This window comes from Streptomyces sp. NPDC059718 (assembly GCF_042733315.1).
Taxonomy (GTDB): Bacteria; Actinomycetota; Actinomycetes; order Streptomycetales; family Streptomycetaceae; genus Actinacidiphila.
Genome location: NZ_JBHWGA010000049.1, coordinates 10,774 through 29,416, shown reverse-complemented (window position 1 = coordinate 29,416; position 18,643 = coordinate 10,774). Strand labels below are relative to the sequence as shown.

At 73.9% G+C, this 18,643-nt stretch carries 13 protein-coding genes; 12 read left to right on the top strand and 1 reads right to left on the bottom strand.

What is annotated here, in order from left to right:
• Positions 1–11: 11 nt before the first annotated feature.
• The 12 genes from ACFV3E_RS37470 (at position 12) to ACFV3E_RS37415 (ending at position 16,634) form a co-directional block, all read left to right on the top strand.
• The gene (locus tag ACFV3E_RS37470) at positions 12–1,211 is read left to right on the top strand and encodes an MFS transporter (RefSeq protein WP_500539567.1); all 1,200 of its coding nucleotides are present in this window, start codon (positions 12–14) and stop codon (positions 1,209–1,211) included.
• Positions 1,212–1,568: 357 nt separating this feature from the next.
• The gene (locus ACFV3E_RS37465; RefSeq protein WP_500539565.1) at positions 1,569–5,195 is read left to right on the top strand and encodes a S8 family serine peptidase; all 3,627 of its coding nucleotides are present in this window, start codon (positions 1,569–1,571) and stop codon (positions 5,193–5,195) included.
• A 13-nt stretch (positions 5,196–5,208) separates the two neighbouring features.
• Complete coding sequence (locus ACFV3E_RS37460) at positions 5,209–5,670, top strand: hypothetical protein (RefSeq protein WP_500539563.1); 462 nt, start codon at positions 5,209–5,211, stop codon at positions 5,668–5,670.
• Between the two features lie 61 nt (positions 5,671–5,731).
• On the top strand, positions 5,732–6,217 hold the full coding sequence (locus ACFV3E_RS37455; protein ID WP_500539561.1) for an RrF2 family transcriptional regulator: 486 nt from the start codon (positions 5,732–5,734) through the stop codon (positions 6,215–6,217).
• A gap of 103 nt (positions 6,218–6,320) precedes the next feature.
• On the top strand, positions 6,321–7,202 hold the full coding sequence (gene sigJ / locus ACFV3E_RS37450) for an RNA polymerase sigma factor SigJ (protein ID WP_500539559.1): 882 nt from the start codon (positions 6,321–6,323) through the stop codon (positions 7,200–7,202).
• An 87-nt stretch (positions 7,203–7,289) separates the two neighbouring features.
• Entirely contained in the window at positions 7,290–7,748 is a 459-nt protein-coding gene (locus tag ACFV3E_RS37445; RefSeq protein ID WP_500539557.1) for a carboxymuconolactone decarboxylase family protein, read from the top strand.
• A 54-nt stretch (positions 7,749–7,802) separates the two neighbouring features.
• Entirely contained in the window at positions 7,803–9,977 is a 2,175-nt protein-coding gene (locus ACFV3E_RS37440) for a SpoIIE family protein phosphatase (protein WP_500539555.1), read from the top strand.
• 220 nt (positions 9,978–10,197) lie between these two features.
• Positions 10,198–10,650, top strand: a complete 453-nt coding sequence (locus ACFV3E_RS37435; protein ID WP_500539630.1) for a cupin domain-containing protein — start codon at positions 10,198–10,200, stop codon at positions 10,648–10,650.
• Positions 10,651–10,898: 248 nt separating this feature from the next.
• A complete protein-coding gene (locus ACFV3E_RS37430) occupies positions 10,899–11,621 on the top strand; it encodes a sigma-70 family RNA polymerase sigma factor family protein (RefSeq protein WP_500539553.1) in 723 nt (240 codons plus the stop codon).
• Positions 11,622–11,750: 129 nt separating this feature from the next.
• Positions 11,751–12,476: a nuclear transport factor 2 family protein gene (locus ACFV3E_RS37425; RefSeq protein WP_500539551.1), complete on the top strand. Its 726-nt coding sequence runs from the start codon at positions 11,751–11,753 to the stop codon at positions 12,474–12,476.
• A gap of 333 nt (positions 12,477–12,809) precedes the next feature.
• On the top strand, positions 12,810–14,933 hold the full coding sequence (locus ACFV3E_RS37420) for a SpoIIE family protein phosphatase (protein WP_500539549.1): 2,124 nt from the start codon (positions 12,810–12,812) through the stop codon (positions 14,931–14,933).
• 54 nt (positions 14,934–14,987) lie between these two features.
• On the top strand, positions 14,988–16,634 hold the full coding sequence (locus ACFV3E_RS37415; RefSeq protein ID WP_500539547.1) for a phytoene desaturase family protein: 1,647 nt from the start codon (positions 14,988–14,990) through the stop codon (positions 16,632–16,634).
• On the opposite strand, the gene ACFV3E_RS37410 is transcribed toward ACFV3E_RS37415, so the two are convergent.
• Complete coding sequence (locus ACFV3E_RS37410; protein ID WP_500539545.1) at positions 16,614–18,581, bottom strand: FUSC family protein; 1,968 nt, start codon at positions 18,579–18,581, stop codon at positions 16,614–16,616. The genes ACFV3E_RS37415 and ACFV3E_RS37410 overlap by 21 nt on opposite strands.
• Positions 18,582–18,643: the final 62 nt, after the last annotated feature.

Here is an 18,643-nt window from a genome sequence, read left to right as displayed (position 1 = left end):
AGCGTGGAAGTGTGATCAAGCAAGCCACCGGGGAGCGCCGCGTGCGGAGCGCGTACGTCGCGGCGTCGGGCGTGTTCGCGGTCGGCATGGCGGGCACCACGCTGCCGACACCGCTGTACGGGCTCTACCGGGAACAGATCGGCTTCTCCGAACTGGTCGTCACGGTGGTCTTCGCGGTCTACGCGATCGGAGTGATCGCCGCGTTGCTGGTCGCCGGGGACTTCTCGGACGTCCTCGGCCGGCGGCCGGTGCTGTTCGCCGCGCTGGGCCTGTCGCTGCTGAGCGCGGTGTGCTTCCTCTTCGAGAGCGGCCTGCCGCTGCTGTTCGCGGGGCGGCTGCTGTCGGGGTTCTCGGCCGGTCTGCTCAGCGGGGCCGCGACGGCCGCGGTGCTGGAACTGGCGCCCCCGGACCGGCGCGCACGCGCGGGACTCGCCGCCACCGCCGCCAACATGGGCGGCCTCGGCTGCGGGCCGCTGCTGTCGGGGGTCCTGGCGCAGTACGCGCCGTGGCCCCTCCGGCTGCCCTTCCTGGTGCACATCGCGCTGTTGCTGGCGGCCTGCGCTGTCGCGCGTGCCCTGCCCGAGACCGTGGCGGTGCGCAGCCCGCGTCCCCCGCTGCGCGCTCAGGGCATGGTCGTCCCGCCCCCGACGCGGGCGGCGTTCGTCCCCGCCGGGCTGGCGGCGTTCGCCGGTTTCTCCATGCTCGGCCTGTTCACGGCGGTGGCGCCGAGCTTCCTCGCCATGACGCTCGGGGAGCACAACCTGGCCGTCGACGGCCTCGTCGTCTTCTCCGTGTTCTGCGCGTCCACCGCCGGGCAGATGCTGATGGGCCGTCTGGGCGTCCGGCGCGCGCTGCCGGCCGGATGCCTGGCGCTCACGGCCGGCATGGCCGTGGTCGCGGCCTCGCTGGTGGTGGAGTCCCTGCCGGTACTGGTGGTGGGGGCCCTGGTCGGCGGCCTCGGGCAGGGGATGTCGTTCCGCGCGGGCCTGACCGGCGTGAGCGCGGTGGCTCCCGACGAGCACCGCGGCGCGACGATCTCGGCCTTCTTCGTCGCCGCCTACGTCGGCATCTCCGTACCGGTGGTCGGGGTCGGCGCGCTCAGCCTCGCGCTCGGACTGCGGGACGCGGGCGTGGTCTTCGCGCTGTACGTGATCGTGGTGTCCGCCGCCGTCGGCGTCTTCCTGCTGCGCCGGCCGCTGCGTACGCGGTGACGTGACGCAGGCCGCGCAGCGCATGTGCGGCACCGGTACCCCGCCCCGCACCGGCACCTGACACATCGCTTCGCCCCGAGCGCCGCTCCACGACACGGCGCCTCAACTGACATGCGCTGCCTCTCTGTTCGAGGCTGTCAAGATCTGTTCGAAATCTCAGGGATGTGATCGTATTCGCCCAGGAAAACGCAAGGAGGAACAGTGCTGTTCACCACGGCCCGAAGAACGGGCTTGGCGGCTCTGGGCACCGCCACCGCCGTACTCGTCACTCTCCTGAGCCCCGCGTCGGCGGGGGCGGCCGTGTCCGCCGCACCGCCGGAAGGGCCGCCGGCCCACGGCGGGGGTCAGGTGAAGACCGTGACCCTCATCACCGGGGACAAGGTCGTCGTCACCCCGGGGACCGGCGGCGGGCGGGACTCGCTGAGCGTCGAGCGCCGTCCCGGGGCCGCCGGTTCGGTGCGCATCGTCACCGAGGCGGGCGACACCTACGTCTACCCGGACGACGCGCTCGCTTACGTGGCAGCGGACCGCCTCGACAAGCGCCTCTTCAACGTCACCGGGCTGATCGCGCAGGGCTACGACGACGCGCACGCCCCGCGGCTGCCCCTGATCATCACCGGCGGGAACCACGCCGCCCTCCGCCGCGGCGGCACCGCCCTGCCCGGTGCGCAGACCCGCCTCGACCTGCCCTCCGTCGGCGGCGCGGCCCTCGCGGCCGACCGGTCGGAAGCAGCCGACGCCTGGGCCGCGCTCACCGCGGGCGGCACCGGCCCCTCCGGGCAGGACACCAGCGGGTCCCGCCGGGCCGGCGCGGCCCCGTCGTTCACCGGCGGCATCGACAAGATCTGGCTGGACGGCAGGACGAAGGCGACGCTCGCCGACACCACGGCCCAGATCGGCGCGCCGCAGGTCTGGGAGTCGGGGGACACCGGCTCCGGCGTCAAGGTCGCGGTGCTGGACACCGGCGCCGACACCGGGCACCCGGACCTGAGGGACCGGATCGTCAGCACCCGCAGTTTCGTTCCCGACCAGGACGTGCCGGACGGCAGCGGCCACGGGACCCACGTCGCCTCCACCGTCGCCGGCACCGGCGCGGCCTCGGACGGCAAGGAGAAGGGCGTGGCCCCCGGCGCCGACCTGGTGGTCGGCAAGGTGCTCGGCAACCGTGGGGAGGGACAGGAGTCCTGGGTCATCGGCGGCATGGAGTGGGCCGCGCGCACCGAGCACGCCAGGGTCGTCAACATGAGCCTGGGCAGCGCCGAGCCCAGCGACGGAACGGACCTGATGAGCCGGAGCCTGAACGCTCTGAGCGCCGAGACGGGCACGCTGTTCGTCGTCGCCGCCGGCAACAGCGGCCGGGGGTCCACCCCGTACACCATCGGTTCCCCGGCCGCCGCCGACGCCGCGCTGACCGTGGGCGCGGTCGGCCCCTCCGACGACCTCGCGTTCTTCTCCAGCGTCGGACCGCGCGTCGGCGACGAGGGCGTCAAGCCCGACCTGACGGCCCCGGGCGTGGACGTCCTGGCCGCCCGTTCGCAGTACGCGAGTGGGGGAGAGGGCCCCTACACCACGATGAGCGGGACCTCGATGGCCTCCCCGCACGTCGCGGGCGCCGCGGTCCTGCTGGCGCAGCGGCATCCCGACTGGCCGGGCAGCCGGTTGAAGGACGCCCTGATGAGCACCAGCAAGGCGACGCCGTACCTGACCGCGTACCAGGGCGGTTCGGGACGTGTCGACGTCGCGGCCGCGGTCCGTGCCCGGGTGACGGCGACCGGTTCGGTCTTCCGCTTCCTCCGGTGGCCGAACGGCGGCACCGGCCCCGTCACGCAGGAGATCACGTACACCAACTCCGGGGACGAGCCGCTGACGTTGCGCCTCGCGGTGGAGGCGGGTGCGCCCGACGACGGCGTGTTCTCCCTCTCCGCCGACCAGGTCACCGTGCCGGCCCACGGCAGCACCGCGGTGGAGGTCGGCGCCGACCCGTCCGGCCTCGCACGGGGCGACCACACCGCCCAGGTCGTCGCCCGCGACGCCACCGGTGCGGCGGTCGCCCACACGGTCGCCGGCGTCGGTCTCGAGCCGGAGCGGTACGACCTCGGGATCACCATGAAGGACCGCGCGGGCGAGCCGATGAGCGGCTGGATCCACCTCAAGGGCGCCCTCAGCAGGTCCACCACCGCGTACGAGATCCCCGCGAGCGGGGAGCTGACCCTGCGTCTGCCCGCCGACACCTATATGGTGGTGTCGTACGCGGACGTCGTGGGCACCCACGGCCCCAGTTCCCGGGGCATCGCCCTGCTGAGCGCCCCCGAGGTGGACCTGACCGCGGACCGGCAGGTCGTCCTGGACGCCTCCAAGGCGCACCAGGTGCGGGCCGTCACACCGAAGCCCACCACGCTGGTGAACACCCGGCTGGACTTCTTCCGCTCCTTCACCTCCACCGAACCCAGCCCCGGTGACTACGGCGCGGTCAGGGAGAACGTGATCGTCGGCCCGGGCTACGACAGCGTCTGGGCCCAGCCGACCGGCGCCAAGGTACGGCACGGCAGCTTCGTGTTCGCCACCCGCCTGCGGGCCCAGCAGACGCCGCTCGACCTGTCCTACGACGGCGGCAGGATCGACGACGCGCTCGCCCAGGAGGGGAGCGCCGCCCTGCCCGACGGCACGTCGACGCCGGACGCGGTGTTCGCCGGCGCCGGTTCGCCGGAGGAGTTCGCCAAGGTACCGGCCCGCGGCAGGGTCGCCGTGGTCCGCCACAGCGCCGAGGTCGTGCCCTCGGAGCAGGTGTCGGCCGCGAAGGCGGCGGGCGCGAGAGCGCTGCTCGTGGTCAACGACGGAGTGGGGCGGCTGGCCGCCTGGTACGGCTCGCCGGACTACACCACCGTCTCGGACGTGCCCGTGGTGTCGGTGACCAAGGACGAGGGCGAGGCACTGATCGCGAGGATCGCCTCGGCGCGCGAGCACCGGGTCGGACTCCGGGTGGCGGCCCATCCGTCCCCCTCGTACCTGTACGACCTGGTCAAGTACCACGCGGGCGCCGTGCCCCCGGACGTGGCCTACCGCGCGGACCCGGACCGCCTGGCGCGCGTCGACGTCGACTTCGCCCAGCCGCGGGGCAAGCAGGCCCTGGAGCGCAGGACGGACTACCCGGCGTACGAGTGGGCCACGGGGTACTCCTTCGCACTCGAGCCCATGGCTCCCGGACGGCGCACCGACTGGGTGACCGCGGGCGAGGACGCCACATGGCAGCAGACCGCGTCGGTCAGCGGCTGGGTGGGCGCGACGAACAGTCCCACGTCCTACCGGCCGGGCAGCGTCCAGCAGGAGCGGTGGCTCGGCCCGGTCCTGCGGCCGCGCATGTCCGACGGCGACTCCCAGGTGCGGGACGACACCTCCCTCTCGCTGGTCGTCCCGGGCTGGAGCGACTCGGGCGCCCCGCACACGGGCTCCGCGGGAACCGAGACGATGACCGCCCGAACCTCACTGCTCCAGGGCGGCACCACGCTGCTGACGACCGACAGCGCCTACGTCAACGCCTTCGACCTGCCGGCCGAGTCGCTGCCGTACCGCCTCGTCGTCGACACCGCGGGTGATCCGGCGCAGAGCCCGTACTCGTCGAAGACCCACACGCAGTGGGACTTCGTTTCGGGCAAGGCGCAGTCCGGGACCGTGCCGCTGGTCCAACTCGACTACGGCACGGAACTCGACGCCGCGGGCAGGGCGCGCCGGACACAGGAGGTCTCGCTCATCCCCTCGGTGCTCGGCACGTCCGCGAGGGACGCGGTGTCCTCGGTCCGGCTCGAGGTCTCCTACGACGACGGAGCGTCCTGGCACCGCCAGGACCTGAAGCTCCGTCAGGGATCCTGGCGGGCCACCCTGCACGCCCCCTCCTCGGCCGCGTTCGTGTCGCTGCGGACCAGCGCCACGGCACGCGCCGGGGGATCGGTCGCGCAGACCGTCATCCGGGCCTTCGGCCTGAAGTGACGCCTGGGGGCCGGTGCCGCGCACACGCCGCGGTACCGGCCCCGCGGGCCCCGCCGCGTGGGGGGCCGGCACGGCCGTCGCGGCGCTGCTCGTCATCGGCCTCGGCCTCGCCGGGAGCCACCACGGCGGCATCATCGGCGCGCTGCTCCTGGCCGGCCTCGCCGGCACGGCGGGCGTCCTCCCCGCCTACGGCCTCGCCCGTGCCTGGCGGACCCGCGACCACCGCACCCCCGGCCGGCTCGTCCACCTGGCCGCCGCCCTCGTCTGGTCGGCCACCTTGTCGTTCCTCACCGGCGCCGTGCTGCTGGGGCTGCCCCACAGCTGGGGAACGGCCCTGTCCTGGAGCGACATACGCCTGCGCACCACGTGGATCGCCGCCGTCGTGACCCCGTCCGCCCTCGGCGCGTACGCCGTGACCCTCCCCGTGGTGCGCAGCCGGACCGGCGCCCCCCGCGGGGGCGGCCGTCACCGCTGAGGTGCTCCACGAGGGGGGCATGACCTTTGACGGGCGATATCCGGATGTTTATTATCCAGGTATGCGAACGGGTAAGGGCGTCGAGTGGGCGGTGCACACACTGCTCAACCTCGCGTGGCTCGGGGACGGCGAGCCGGTTCCGACCGCGCAGCTGGCCGCCGGTCATGATCTGTCGGCGTCCTACCTGAACAAGCAGCTCCAGCAGCTCGTCAGGGCGGGGCTGCTGGAATCCGTGCCGGGTGCGCGGGGCGGCTTCCGGCTGGCCCGCCCACTGGAGGCGGTGTCGATGCTGGACGTGGTCCTGGCAGTCGAGGGGGACGACCCCCTTTTCCGCTGCGCCGAGATCCGCCGCTGCGGCAAGATCGGCGAGCGGGTGCCGGCGGGCGGTTTCCGCCGCCCCTGCGCGGTGAACAGCGCCATGGGGCGGGCCGAGCTGGCCTGGCGGAAGGCGCTGGCCGAGCAGAGTCTCGCCGACGTACGGGCGGAGGCCGAAGCGCACGCTCCCGCGGTGGGGTCGTACGTACGCGGAGGGCTCGGGCGCGACTGAGCCCGCTTCCCGTACCGGGCGCCCTTCGCTCCCGCGGAGCTTCATTCAGGATGAAAAACATCTCGATTTTGCCGGATGTGGGGGCGAAGGAGGTCACGCCAGCATGAGTCTCACGCGTATGCCCAGGTCGCCCGAGGTGCTCGAGGGCGAGTGGGAGACGCACCGGCCCGCCGTCTTCGGGGTGGCGTACCGCCTGCTGGGAAGCGTGGCCGACGCCGAGGACATCACCCAGGACGTGTGGCTGCGGGCGGCCGGAGCGGATCTGCGCGACATCGGCGATCTGCGGGCCTGGCTGGTCACGGTCGCCGCGCGACGGTCGTACGACGTCCTGAAGTCCGCGCGCGCCCGCCGGGAGACCTATGTGGGGCCATGGCTGCCCGCGCCGCTGCTGACGGGACCTGACGCGTCGGAGGCGGTGCTCGTCGACGAGTCCGTCGGGTCGGCGATGCTGCTCGTCATGGAGGAACTGAGCCCGCCGGAGCGCGTGGCCTTCATCCTCCACGACGTCTTCGGCCTCGAGTTCAGCCGGATCGCCGACGTGCTGGACGCCTCCGCACCGGCCGCCCGCCAGCTCGCCTCGCGGGCGCGGCGCAAGGTGGCCAAGGCGAGGCAGTCGACGCCGCGGGCGTCCCGGGCGGAGCGGGAACGGCTGCTCTCCGCGTTCCGCGCCGCGTACGAGGCCGGGGACATGGCCGGGCTGGTGCGGCTCCTCCACCCGGAGGCCGTGTACGTCACGGACGGCGGCGGCGAGGTCTTCACGGCGCGCAAGCTGGTCCACGGCGGCACGCGCATCGCCAAGCTGATGGTGGGGGTGTGGCTCCGGTGGCGTCCGGACCGCGTCGACCTCGTCGAGGTCGGCGGCGAACCCGCGCTCCTGCACCGCCGCGCAGGCCGAGTCTTCTCCGTCGACACGGTGGAGATCGAGGACGGCCTGATCACCGCCTACCGCAGGGTCCTCAACCCGGCGAAGATCGCACACGTCTGACCCGTCCCACCGGACGGAACGCCGCCGTGCGTGACGGCGGACCTTCGACGAGGCTTACCCGGCCGACGACACCCAGAGGGGACATCCATGACCGAGCAGCAGCGCGTGAACATCGGAAAGCAGCACCCGGACAGCTACCAGGCGCTCCTCGCCCTGTCCACGGTGGTGGAGGAGGGCGCCGCCGCGGCAGGCCTCGACCCGCTCCTGGTCGAACTGCTGAAGATCCGCACGTCCCAGATCAACGGCTGTGCGTTCTGCCTGCGGATGCACACGCGCGACGCCCTGAAGAAGGGCGAGAACCCGGACCGGATCGCCGTGCTGCCCGCGTGGGAGGAAGCCGGCTACTTCTCCGGGACCGACCGCGCCGCCCTGCGCCTGACGGAGGCGATCACCCGCGTGCCGGAGGGGCACGTGAGCGACGCGGACTACGAAGCGGCCGCGGCCGTGCTCACCGCCGACCAGGTCTCGGCGGTCGCCTGGCTGGCGACGCTGATGAACGCGTTCAACCGCGTCGCGATCACCAGCCGCTACCGGGTCGCCGGCTGAGCCGCCGGCCGGCGTCCCGGGCGGGGCCGGCCGGTCCGGACGTACGGTTGGGTCATGAGCGCTACACCGGACGACGGTGCTGCTCAGGCGTACGCGAGCACCGCTGCCGACGCCGCCGGGACGACATGCCGGGCGGAACTGGACCGGCTGCTGGAGCTCGCCGCGCGGGACACCGGCGCCCACGCGGGGGCGCTGTTCCTGCTGGGCCCCGAGGGACGGTCGCTGCGGCTCGAAGCGACCACGGGGATGCCGGCGGAGTACCTCGCACCCTGGTTCGGAGTGGCCCTGTCCGCCCACGTCCCGGTCTCCGACGCGGCGCGCGAGAGGCGGCTGGTGTGGCTCAGCAAGCCCCAGGAACTCGCCCGTCGTTACCCCCGCACGGCGATCGCCATGCCGTACCACTTCGCGGTGGCCGCGGCACCGGTCCTCGACGGCTCCGAGGCCTGGGGGGCGCTCCTGCTGTTCTGGCCCTGCTGCGACACCGCCGAAGTCGCCGGACCCAGCCACGAGCGGGTCGGCGCCGCCTGCCGGCGCCTGGGGCGGTTCCTGCGGGACGCCGCGGACGCCGGGCACCCGGTCACTCCCGCGGCGTCCCCGCGGACCCTGTCCCAGCCGCCCGCCCAGAAGTGGGAGCCGTCCGAGGCACAGGCCGCGGCACACTTCGCCGAACGCCTGCCGGGAGGCAGCTGCACCCTCGACCTCGAGGGAAGATTCACCTACTTGAACGGCACCGCGGCCCGTCTGCTGGGCGGGACCGTCCCCGGTCTCCTCGGCAGACGCCCCTGGCAGGCCCTGTCCTGGTCCACCGATCCCGCCTTCGAGGACCGCTTCCGGGCGGCCGTGGTCAGCCGGCAGCCGGAATCCTTCACGGCGACGGTCCCGCCGGACCGGCGGCTCGCCTTCGAGCTCTACCCCGACGCCTCCGGGGTGAGCGTCCGCATCGTGCGCTACGGTCCCGACCGCGTCCGGAACGCCGTGCGCCCCGGCACGCCGGCGCCCCGCGGCGCGCCGATCGCCCTGGGCGAGCTCTATCAGGTGCTGCACCTGGCCGCCGCCCTCTCCGAGGCCGTCGGCGTGGGCGACGTGGTCGACCTCGTCGCGGACGAGATGCTTCCCACCTTCCGCGCCCGGACCCTGGCCCTGGCCCTGTTCTCGCCCGAGGACGGCGCCCTGCGGTTCGTCGGCTGCCGGGGCTACAACCCCTGTCCCGCGGAGATGTTCACCGGAGCGGCGCTCACCTCCCCGGCCGCGCTCGGGACCCTCGCCGAGGGCGTGCCGGCCTTCTTCGCCACCTTCGAGGAGATGCTCGGCGCCTATCCGCGCGCGCCCCGCCGGGAGGGCCTGGACGCCTGGGCCTACCTGCCGCTGATCGCCTCCGGGCGGCCCGTGGGCCTGTGCGTCCTCGCCTTCGACCGGCCCCACCACTTCGCCGGCAACCAGCGGACCGTGCTGACCGCACTCGCGGGGCTGATCGCCCAGGCGCTGGAGCGTGCCCGCCTCTACGACACCAGCAAGGAGCTCGCGGCGACCCTGCAGGCGGCCATGCTCCCCGACTCGCTGCCGGACCTCCCCGGACTCGACGTCGCCGCCCGCTACCTGCCGAGCGTCCGGGGCATGGACATCGGCGGCGACTTCTACGACCTGGTCCGGGTCGACGACACCACCGCGGCCGCGGTCATCGGCGACGTCCAGGGCCACCACGTCAGAGCGGCGGCCCTCATGGGCCGGATCCGGCCCGCCATCCGCTCCCAGGCCTTCGCCGGGGCCGCACCGGCGCAGGCCCTCCGCCAGGCCAACCGCCAGTTGTTCGACCTGAACCCGGGCCGCTTCGTCAGCTGCCTCTACGCCCGGCTCGACCTCGCGCGACGCCGGGCCCTCCTGGCCACCGCCGGCCATCCACCGCCGGTGCTGCGCCACCCGGACGGGCACACGGAGGTCCTCACCGTTCCGCCGGGGGTGCTGCTCGGCATCGACCCCGAGGCGGACTACCCCACCACAGAGATCCCCCTGGAGCCCGGCACCGTTCTCGCCCTGTACACCGACGGACTCGTCGAGACCCCCGGGGTCGACATCGACGACGCCATGGCCGGGCTCGCCGCCCGCCTCGCCCGCACCGCCCCCCAGCCCATGGACCGGCTCGCCACGGACCTGATCGACCACGCGCGCCGGACCGCCCCCCGCACCGACGACATCGCGCTGCTGCTCATCAGGTCCGTCGCCGTCGCATAACACGTGCTCCAGATGCGCCGAGTGACGGAACGTCAGCGGGCCGGGCGCCGTCCGGGTGCCGGCCCGCCGACTCTCTGCCCCGTGAGGCGGCCCCCACCGGTGTGACGGCTCCCGTCGGGCGTGACGCGCTGAGCGTGTCGTCCGGCTGAGCAGTAGCGTGGAAGGGGGTCCTGAGCTGCCGATGTCCACGGCGCGCTTGTCCATCGTGAGGTCAGTGACCATGCCGAACAACGACACCAGCGGGCCCGAACAGGGCCGCTCCGGGGCTGCCGCGGACCAGGTCCCCTGGGAATCGTGCATCACCACGCTGCTGGAACAGGAACCGCCCTTCGTCCCCGAACACCCCCAGGCGATGACCCTGCTCGTGCAGTATCCGCCCGGCTATCCGGGGATCCCCCCGCACCGGCACACCGGTCCCGCGTTCGGCTACGTCATCGAAGGCGAGATGCTCTTCGAGCTGGAGGGCGAGCCGGAGCGCGTCGTGCGGGCGGGCGAGTCGTTCTGGGAGCCCGGCGGCGACGTCATCCACTACCAGGACGGCAACAACCAGGACGACCAACCGCTCCGTTTCGTCGTGGTGATGCTCTGCGAGAAGGGCAAGCCCATGCTCACGTTCGTCGACGACCGGGAACTGGCCGGCCGCCGGGACCGCCGCGCACCGCGACCGTCCTGATCCCGGTCGCGGGTGAGCATCGGGGCCAGGTGCAGCAGTCGCGGCCCGCGATGGGCCACGAACTCCTCGAAGTCCGCCCGGCCGCTCTCTTCGGGCCGAGCTGTCACACCCGTACGGGCCACCTCGTCTCCCTGACGAGGCCCGGGAAGACACCCGCCTCGCGGACCACTCCCACACACCCTCGAACTTCGACGAGGTTGCTGCGTGCGGCCGCGTTGTGTGGTCTTGTACGAGAGGGAGGATGCCGTATGGACGTGGCCAGCGACGCGGTGCCGATCGCGGTGCTGCTCGACGAGCGCCGGCATCTGCTGGATGTCGCCCACCGTATGTCGGGCAGCCGCAGCGATGCGGAGAGCGTGATCGACGAGACCTATCGCCGGTGGTACGCGCTGTCCGACGCGGAGCGCGCGGCCATCACGTCGCCCCGTGCCTGGCTGTCGACGACCGCGGGCGGCATCTGCCTGGGCGACCCGGTCACGCCCGGCGGGCACCGCCGCCCCGGGCACGACGGCCCGGAGGCGGGGTACGAGGAACTCACCGCCATAGCGCGGCGACGGCTCCAGGCACAGCGCTCCGGTCCGTCGGCCCCGCTGGAGCACGACGCGGTCGTCCGCGCCGTCGGGGAAGCCTGCGCGGCGGGCGACGCCGGGCTGCTGGCGTCCGCGCTGTCACCCGATGCCATCGCCGTCTTCGACGGCGGCGGCAAGGTCCGGACACTGGTCCGGTCCGTGCACGGCGGCGAGCAGGTCACCCGCAGCCTGCTGACGCTGCTGGGCCCCCACCCGCGCACCACCCTGACCGCCCAGTCCGTGAACAGCCGTACCGGACTCGTGGTGCGCTGCGACCACACCGTGGCCGCGGTCATCAGCCTCGACGTCGCCGACCGCCGCGTGGCACACGTCTGGGCCGTGCTCAACCCGGAGAAGCTGCGCCGGTGGAACCAGCACCCGGAGCGAAGCCCGGGCGCCTGATCTGTCACGTAGGTGCGGGCCGTGTCGTCTCCCTGACGGGAACGTGATCGCGACGATGCGCCACCGCCCCCGGGCGCCCCTCCTGCAGTGCGGCGCCACCGACACGTGCAGACAGAATGGAATTCAAGCGTGACGACGATGCTCGACCGCTATTTCGAGATCGTGGACTCCGCCGACGGCGGCCACTCCCACCTGGACGACCTCAGGGACGTCTTCGCCGAGGACGTGGTGCTGATGCACAGCGGGGACATGGTCCAGGGCCGCGAGCCGGCCGTCGACCTCCACCGGACGCTGGCTGCCGAGTGGAAGGAGTCCACGCACCAGTGGACGGCTTCCGTGGCGGCGGACGGCTCCATCACGGGCACGTGGAGCCAGGCCGGACTGGACCTCCGGGGCAACGGTCGCTCCGGCAGCGGACGGGTCTCGGTCTCCCTGGACCCGGACGGGCGGATCTCCCGGCTCCACCGGACGCTGACCGCCGGGTCGGACCGCGCCCGGGTGCTCATAGCCAAGCACCTGGAGGTCTGGATGACTCCGGACCCGGCCGGGCGGGCCGAGGCGATGGAGGGCATCTACACCGAGGGCATCACGATCATGGAGCCCGACCAGGTCATCGTGGGCCGGGACGCCATCAACGCGTACATCACCGCGGTGCAGCGCCAGGCGCCGCCGCTGAGCGGCCTCATCACGGGTCACTCCCAGAACCGGGAATTCATCCACTGGGCCTGGGACTTCGGCTTCCCGGGCGGCAAGTCGGCACTGGGATCGGAGATCCTCCAGCTCGACGGGGACCTGATCGAGAAGGTCGTCATCTTCAGCGCCGACATGGACGTCGTCACCGAGGGCATGCGGTAGCGGCGGTCCGGCACCGGCCCGTGGAAGGTTCCGCGCACGCAGGGTGCGGGCGTGCGCGGAGCCGGCAGGCCCGTCCGGCCCGCCCGTACGGTGACGGGTGCCGGCTCTCCTGGGGGACGCGGCCTGCCCCCGTGGGTCTGCGCACCGTGACCGGCGCCGTGGATGCCGTAGTGCCCCTTGGGGCGTATGGTCCGTTTATGGGACCAGAGCGGTGTTGGGGCCGCGGGGCTCTGCGGCACGGGCGGACGGCTCGGCGGGTCCGGTACCGCGGGTGGCCTGCCCGCGCGTCCCGGCACGACGGCGACGGGGGCGAACGCGGTGACCCGGCATGACGTGAAACCGTTGACAGGCGGCATGCGGCGCTTCGCCGGCCTGTTCGAGGGTCTCGTCCGGGACACCGACACCGCGGTGGGCATGCTCTACGTGCTCGCGCCGGGGGAGCGGATGCTGGACCTGGTGGCGTTGTCCGGCACGTCCCGGCGGATCGCCGCCCCATGGGCGCGGATCGCCCTGGACGACGCGGCGCCGGTGGCGCAGGCCGTGCGGGAGCGGTCGCTGGTGTGGGTGGGGAACTCCAAGGAGCTGGCGGAACGCTTTCCCCGGGTCGCGCTGGTGGCGCCCTACGAGATCATGCTGGCGGCGGCGCCGATCATGGACGGCGACGTGATGTGGGGCGGCGTGTGCCTGCTGTGGCCGATCTGGCACGCGCCGGTCCTCAGCCCCGGGGAGCGGGACACGATCGGCATCTTCTGCGGCAGGTCGGGGCGGCTGCTGAGGCACTACTCGGACCGGGGCCACCCCGTCCTGGCCGGCGCGGACGCGCTGATCCTGCGGGCGGTTCGGCGTCGGGAGCCCGGCCGGGCCGAGGCACTGGCGGCGTACGACTTCGCCGAACGGCTGCCGACCGGGTGCTGTTCGCTGGACCTGGAGGGCCGGGTCAGGTTCCTCAACGCGGCGGCGGCCGACCTGCTGGGCGTCGGTGCCGCGGACCTGAAGGGCTCACGCCCATGGGAACGGCTGATCTGGCTGGACGGCCCGGCGTTCGAGGACGCGTACCGTGCCGCCGTCATCACCAAGCAGCCCACCTCGTTCACCGCCCTGCGCCCACCGGACCATTGGCTGTCCTTCCGGCTCCACCCGGGACCCACCGGGATCAGCGTCGGCATCGCCGGCTCACCGCGGGAGCAGATGGACGCGGCCGAGGAGCCCGTGGTCCCTGCCGGCGTCCGCGGCCCGGTCGGCGCGTCGGCCATGTACCAGTTGATGTACCTGGCCGCGAGGCTCACCGAGGCGGTGGGCGTGCAGGACGTGGTCGACCAGGTCGCCGACCAGCTCATCCCGGCGTTCGAGGCCCAGGGCCTGGTCGTGCTTCTCGCCGAGGGCGGGCGCCTGCGCCTGGCCGGCTACCGCGGCTACACCGAGGAGTTCATGGCCCGCGTCGACGGAACGCCCCTGACCTCCGCCATCGTCACCGCCCAGGCCCTCACCCGCGCCACCCCGCTGTTCTTCTCCAGCTTCGCCGAACTGCACCGCGCCCACCCGGAGGCCCCGCGCTTCCGGCACAGGGACGCCTGGGCCTTCCTGCCGTTGATCACCTCGGGCCGCCCCGTCGGGCTGCTCGTCCTGTCCTACGACCGGCCCCGGCCCTTCCCCCAGTCCGAGCGCACCGTCCTCGTCGCACTGGCCGGGCTCATCGCACAGGCCATGGACCGCGCCCACCTCTACGACACCAAGCACCAACTCGCCCGCACCCTCCAGGCCGGCCTGCTGCCCAAGGAACTGCCCCGGGTCCCCGGTCTCGACGTCGCCGCCCGCTACCTGCCGGCCGGCCACGGGAGTGACATCGGCGGTGACTTCTACGACCTCATCCACTGCGGGCCCCACTGCGCGGCCGTCACCATCGGCGACGTCCAGGGCCACAACCTGCAGGCCGCCGCCCTCATGGGACAGGTCCGCATCGCCGTCCACGCCTATGCCACCGCCCACTCCTCCCCCGGCGACCTGCTGGCCCGGACCAACCGCCTGCTGTCCGACCTGGACCCGGGTCTGTTCACCAGCTGCCTGTTCGCCCACATCGACCTGCGGCGGCACGTCGCCCGGTTGGCCACCGCCGGTCACCCCCCGCCCCTGATCCGCCATGCCGACGGCCGTGCGGGGATCCTCGGCCTCACGCCGGGCCTGCTGCTGGGCATCGCACCGGACGGCGACTACCCCACCACGGAGATCCCCCTGCCCCCGGGCACGATGCTGGCGATGTACACCGACGGCCTCGTCGAATCCCCTGGTGCCGACGCCGAATTGGCCGCGGTCGACCTGGTGCGGCACCTGGTGGCGGCGGCCGGCCAGGGCGTGGACGCCGTCGCGGACAGTCTCCTCGAACACGCCCTGCGGACCGCCCCCGGTACGGACGACACGGCGCTGCTGATCGTCGCCCCCTCACCGGCGAACGGAGGATAGGCCCATGACCCCTTGGCGAAGCGATGGGACACGCGGCACGGGGAGGGCGGGGCGATGACGGCCGCCGATTCCCGCGCGTACGACGCGGTCGTCGTCGGCGGCGGCCACAACGGCCTGGTGGCGGCCCTGTACCTGGCGCGGGCGGGGTGGTCGGTGGCCGTGCTGGAGCGCAGCGCCGTCGTGGGCGGTGCGATCGCCGGTGGCGAGGTGACGCTGCCCGGGTTCGTGCACGACCTGTACTCCACCAACCAGAACCTCTTCCTCGGCTCCCGGGCGTACGCCGACTTCGGCGCCGAACTGGCGCGCCACGGGCTGCGGTTCCGCACCACGGACCGCCCCTACGCCAATGTCTTCCCCGAGGGCCGCAGCGTCCGGGTGTACGGCGACTACGCGCGCACGATGGAAGAGCTCGCGGCCCACGACGCCGGGGACGCCGACGGCTTCGCCGGCCTGTACCGCGAGTACCAGCGGTTCGCGCCGTACCTGTTCGCGCTCTACGGATGCGCGTTGCCGTCGCGGTCGGCGGCACGCCAGGTGCTGAGCCTGCTGCGCCACCACGGAGTGCGGGGCGCGGGCGACCTCGCGCACACGCTGCTCATGAGCACCCGGGAGCTGGGCGAGGTCTGGTTCGCCACGCGGGAGGCGCAGGCGATGGCCGCCTGCTGGGGCATGCACCTGGACTTCGCCCCCGACGTGTCCGGAGGGGCGATGTTCCCCCTCCTGGAACTCTTCGCGGACATGGAGAACGGCATGTCGGTCGTCGAGGGCGGCGCGCAGCGGCTGCCGCGGGCGCTCGCGGCCGTACTCGCCGACCACGGCGGCGAGGTCCGCACCGGTGTGGAGGTCGAGCGCGTGCTGTGCCGTGACGGACGTGCCGTCGGCGTGCGCACGGCGGACGGCGGCACGATCACCGCGCGGCACGCGGTGATCGCCAACACCGCTCCGGCCGCGCTGTACCGGCACCTGCTGGAACCGGAGGAGGTGCCGGAGCAGGTGCGCCGTACGGCGGACCGCTTCCTGTACGGCCCGGGCACGCTGATGCTGCACCTCGCGCTCGACGGCCCGCTGCCGTGGGTGGCGGGGGAGGAGCTGGCCGGTTTCGGGTACGTCCACGTGGCGCCGTACGTCGACGACCTGGCGCGCACCTACACCGAGTCCCAGGCGGGGCTGCTGCCCGCGGACCCCCTGCTGATCGTCGGGCAGACCTCGGCCGTGGACCCGACACGCGCCCCCGCGGGCCGCCACGTCGTGTGGATCCAGGTCCGGACGATGCCCACCCGCATCCGTGGTGACGCGGCGGGCACGATCGGGCAGACCCACTGGCCGGACGTCGCCGAGGCGATGACGGACCGGGTACTGGCCAAGCTGGAGCGCTACGCGCCCGGCAGCCGGGCACGGATCGCCCACGTCACCGCGTACACCCCGCAGGACCTGGAAGCGGCCGATCCCAACCTGGTGGGCGGGGACAGCACGGGGGGCAGCCATCACCTGGCGCAGAACTTCCTGTTCCGGCCGATGCCCGGGCACGGCGGCTATCGCACGGCGGTCCCCGGCCTATACCTGACCGGTGCCGCGACCTGGCCGGGCGCGGGGAACAACGCCACGTCGGGCCTGCTCGCCGCCCGTCGGGTACTGAAGGACGCCCGGCGGCGGAGGGGACACCGCCCGGCCCGGGCGGGTTCAGCGGTGCCCGCGCCGTAGCGGCCGGCAGCCGCATTCCTCGGCCCACGGGGTGCTCAGGGCGCTGTGGAGGCCGTGCAGAGCGGCGTCCAGGCGGGCCGGCTCTGGAAGGCGGGGCAGGTCGAGGGGCGGGGGCGGGGTGACGGTGGCGGCCGAGGCGGCGAGGGTGTCGAAGGCACGCCGGACGCGGGCGGCGTCGTCGGGGCCGGGCCGCGCATGCGGGGGCAGCGGGCGGGTGGTGGAGATGGCCAGGTAGCCGAGTTGCTGGGTGGCGGCGATGGCGGGCCAGAGCCGGGCGAGTTCGCAGGGGGCGGGGCGGTCGCCGGCGGCGCTGTCGGCGACCGCCCGGAGGTTGATCAGGTCGGTGCGCAGACGGTGCCGGGCCGTGGCGGCGGCGCTGTGCCCGGCGTCGTCGCCCGCGGTGAGGTTCAGGTGCCAGGTCGTGCCTTCCGCACGGATGACGTGCGCGAGGGTGCTGGGGAGCCGGACGGTCGAGGTGCGCCGCCAGAGCGTGAGCCCCGCGGCCACGCCGACGGCACAGCCGCACAGCGTGTCGAGGAGGCGGGCGGTGACGAGGTGGCTCACGGGCAGCGCCGGCTGCGCGGCCTCGGTCAGGAACAGCGACAGGGGGGTGATGAAGGCGACGCCGAGGGCGTAGTTGTGGGCCAGGACGGCTTCCGCGGCGAACTGGGCGAGCATCACCGCCGCCACCAGCGCGGGCGGGCCGGGGTGGAGGGCCAGGACGGCGCCGCCGAGCAGGACCCCGGCGGCGGTGCCGGTGCCGCGTTGCAGACCGCGCCGGATCACGGTGGTGACGTTGGCGCCCTGCAGGACGACGATGGCGGCGCCGGAGGCCCAGTAGGGCTGCGCGAGTCCGCACGCGTGGGCGAGCCAGCCGGCGATGACGGCGCCCGATCCGACGCGCAGCGCGGCGGGCAGGACCAGCGAGTGCCGTTTCCTGGCCGAGGCGAGCAGCCGAGTGGCGCTGGACGGTTCGAGGAGTTCCCCCTCGTCGTCCGGCGGCGCCCCCGACGCGGCGTCGCGTACCGCCCGGTCGACCTCGCCGCGCACGGCGCGACGCGCGGCCGGTTCCCCGCCGGGCCCGTGGGCCGGGGGTGGCGGGGGCGTACGCCGGTGGCGGAGGCAGTCGGCGGTGCGGCGCAGCGCCCCGGGGAGGTCGTCGGGGAGCGGCGCAGGGGATGCGGCGGCGGCGCGGACGGCGGCGGCGAACACGTGGTGTGCCTGCCGCACGGCCGGTCGCAGCCGTGCCCGGCCGGTCGCCCGGCCCAGGGGCTGGGGCGGGGCCGCGACGGCGTACCAGGCGCTGCGCAGTGCGATGGCCGCCTGGTGCTGGGCGGCGTCCTGGCCGGGGCCGCCGATCGCGTCGAGGTAGGCGGCGAGCCGGTCGTAGGCGTCGGCGACCGCCCTGGTCTCCGGCCCGTGGCGGTCGATCAGGCATCCCGACATCGAGACCAGCCAGGCGCAGGCGGCACCGGCCACGGTGAGCGTGACCCGCTGCCCGATCGCCGCCGCGTCGACGGGCAGCGGGGTGGACATGGCGCAGGCGAGGGCGAAGAGGTAGCCACCCGGTGGCCCGATCCGCAGCGCGTCGCAGACGTAGGTGGCGACCGCGCCGACGAGGCCGATCACGACGGGCGCGAGCCAGATCCTGCCCCCGGCCAGCGACCCGGTGGCGACGGACAGCACGAAGCCCGCCCCCACCCCGGCCAGGAGCACCGCCCGCCTGCCGTAGGGCTCCTTCGCACCGTAGACGGCGGTGAAGGCACCCATGGTGGCGGTCAGCCCCCACGGCAGGTGGCCCGTGGCGGCCCCGGCGGTCAGGGGGACGCCCATGCTCACCGCGGCGCGCAGCCCGGCGGCGTACCGGTAGCCGGGCCCGCCGCCGGAGCGCAGGGCGTCGTGCAGGAGGCCACCGGCACGGCGGGCTGGGAAGTGGGGCAAGCTCATGGCCTCCGAACGTCCGGACGGCGATGGAACCCGTGCCCCGCCCGCGCCGTGGGACGAGTCCT

Bases quoted from the DNA above. Each gene is read 5' to 3' on its own strand.
- sigJ (WP_500539559.1), top strand. From the start codon at position 6,321: ATGAGTCTCACGCGTATGCCCAGGTCGCCCGAGGTGCTCGAGGGCGAG.
- ACFV3E_RS37455 (WP_500539561.1), top strand. From the start codon at position 5,732: ATGCGAACGGGTAAGGGCGTCGAGTGGGCGGTGCACACACTGCTCAAC.
- ACFV3E_RS37435 (WP_500539630.1), top strand. From the start codon at position 10,198: ATGCCGAACAACGACACCAGCGGGCCCGAACAGGGCCGCTCCGGGGCT.
- ACFV3E_RS37415 (WP_500539547.1), top strand. From the start codon at position 14,988: ATGACGGCCGCCGATTCCCGCGCGTACGACGCGGTCGTCGTCGGCGGC.
- ACFV3E_RS37430 (WP_500539553.1), top strand. From the start codon at position 10,899: ATGGACGTGGCCAGCGACGCGGTGCCGATCGCGGTGCTGCTCGACGAG.
- ACFV3E_RS37445 (WP_500539557.1), top strand. From the start codon at position 7,290: ATGACCGAGCAGCAGCGCGTGAACATCGGAAAGCAGCACCCGGACAGC.
- ACFV3E_RS37410 (WP_500539545.1), bottom strand. From the start codon at position 18,581: ATGAGCTTGCCCCACTTCCCAGCCCGCCGTGCCGGTGGCCTCCTGCAC.
- ACFV3E_RS37440 (WP_500539555.1), top strand. From the start codon at position 7,803: ATGAGCGCTACACCGGACGACGGTGCTGCTCAGGCGTACGCGAGCACC.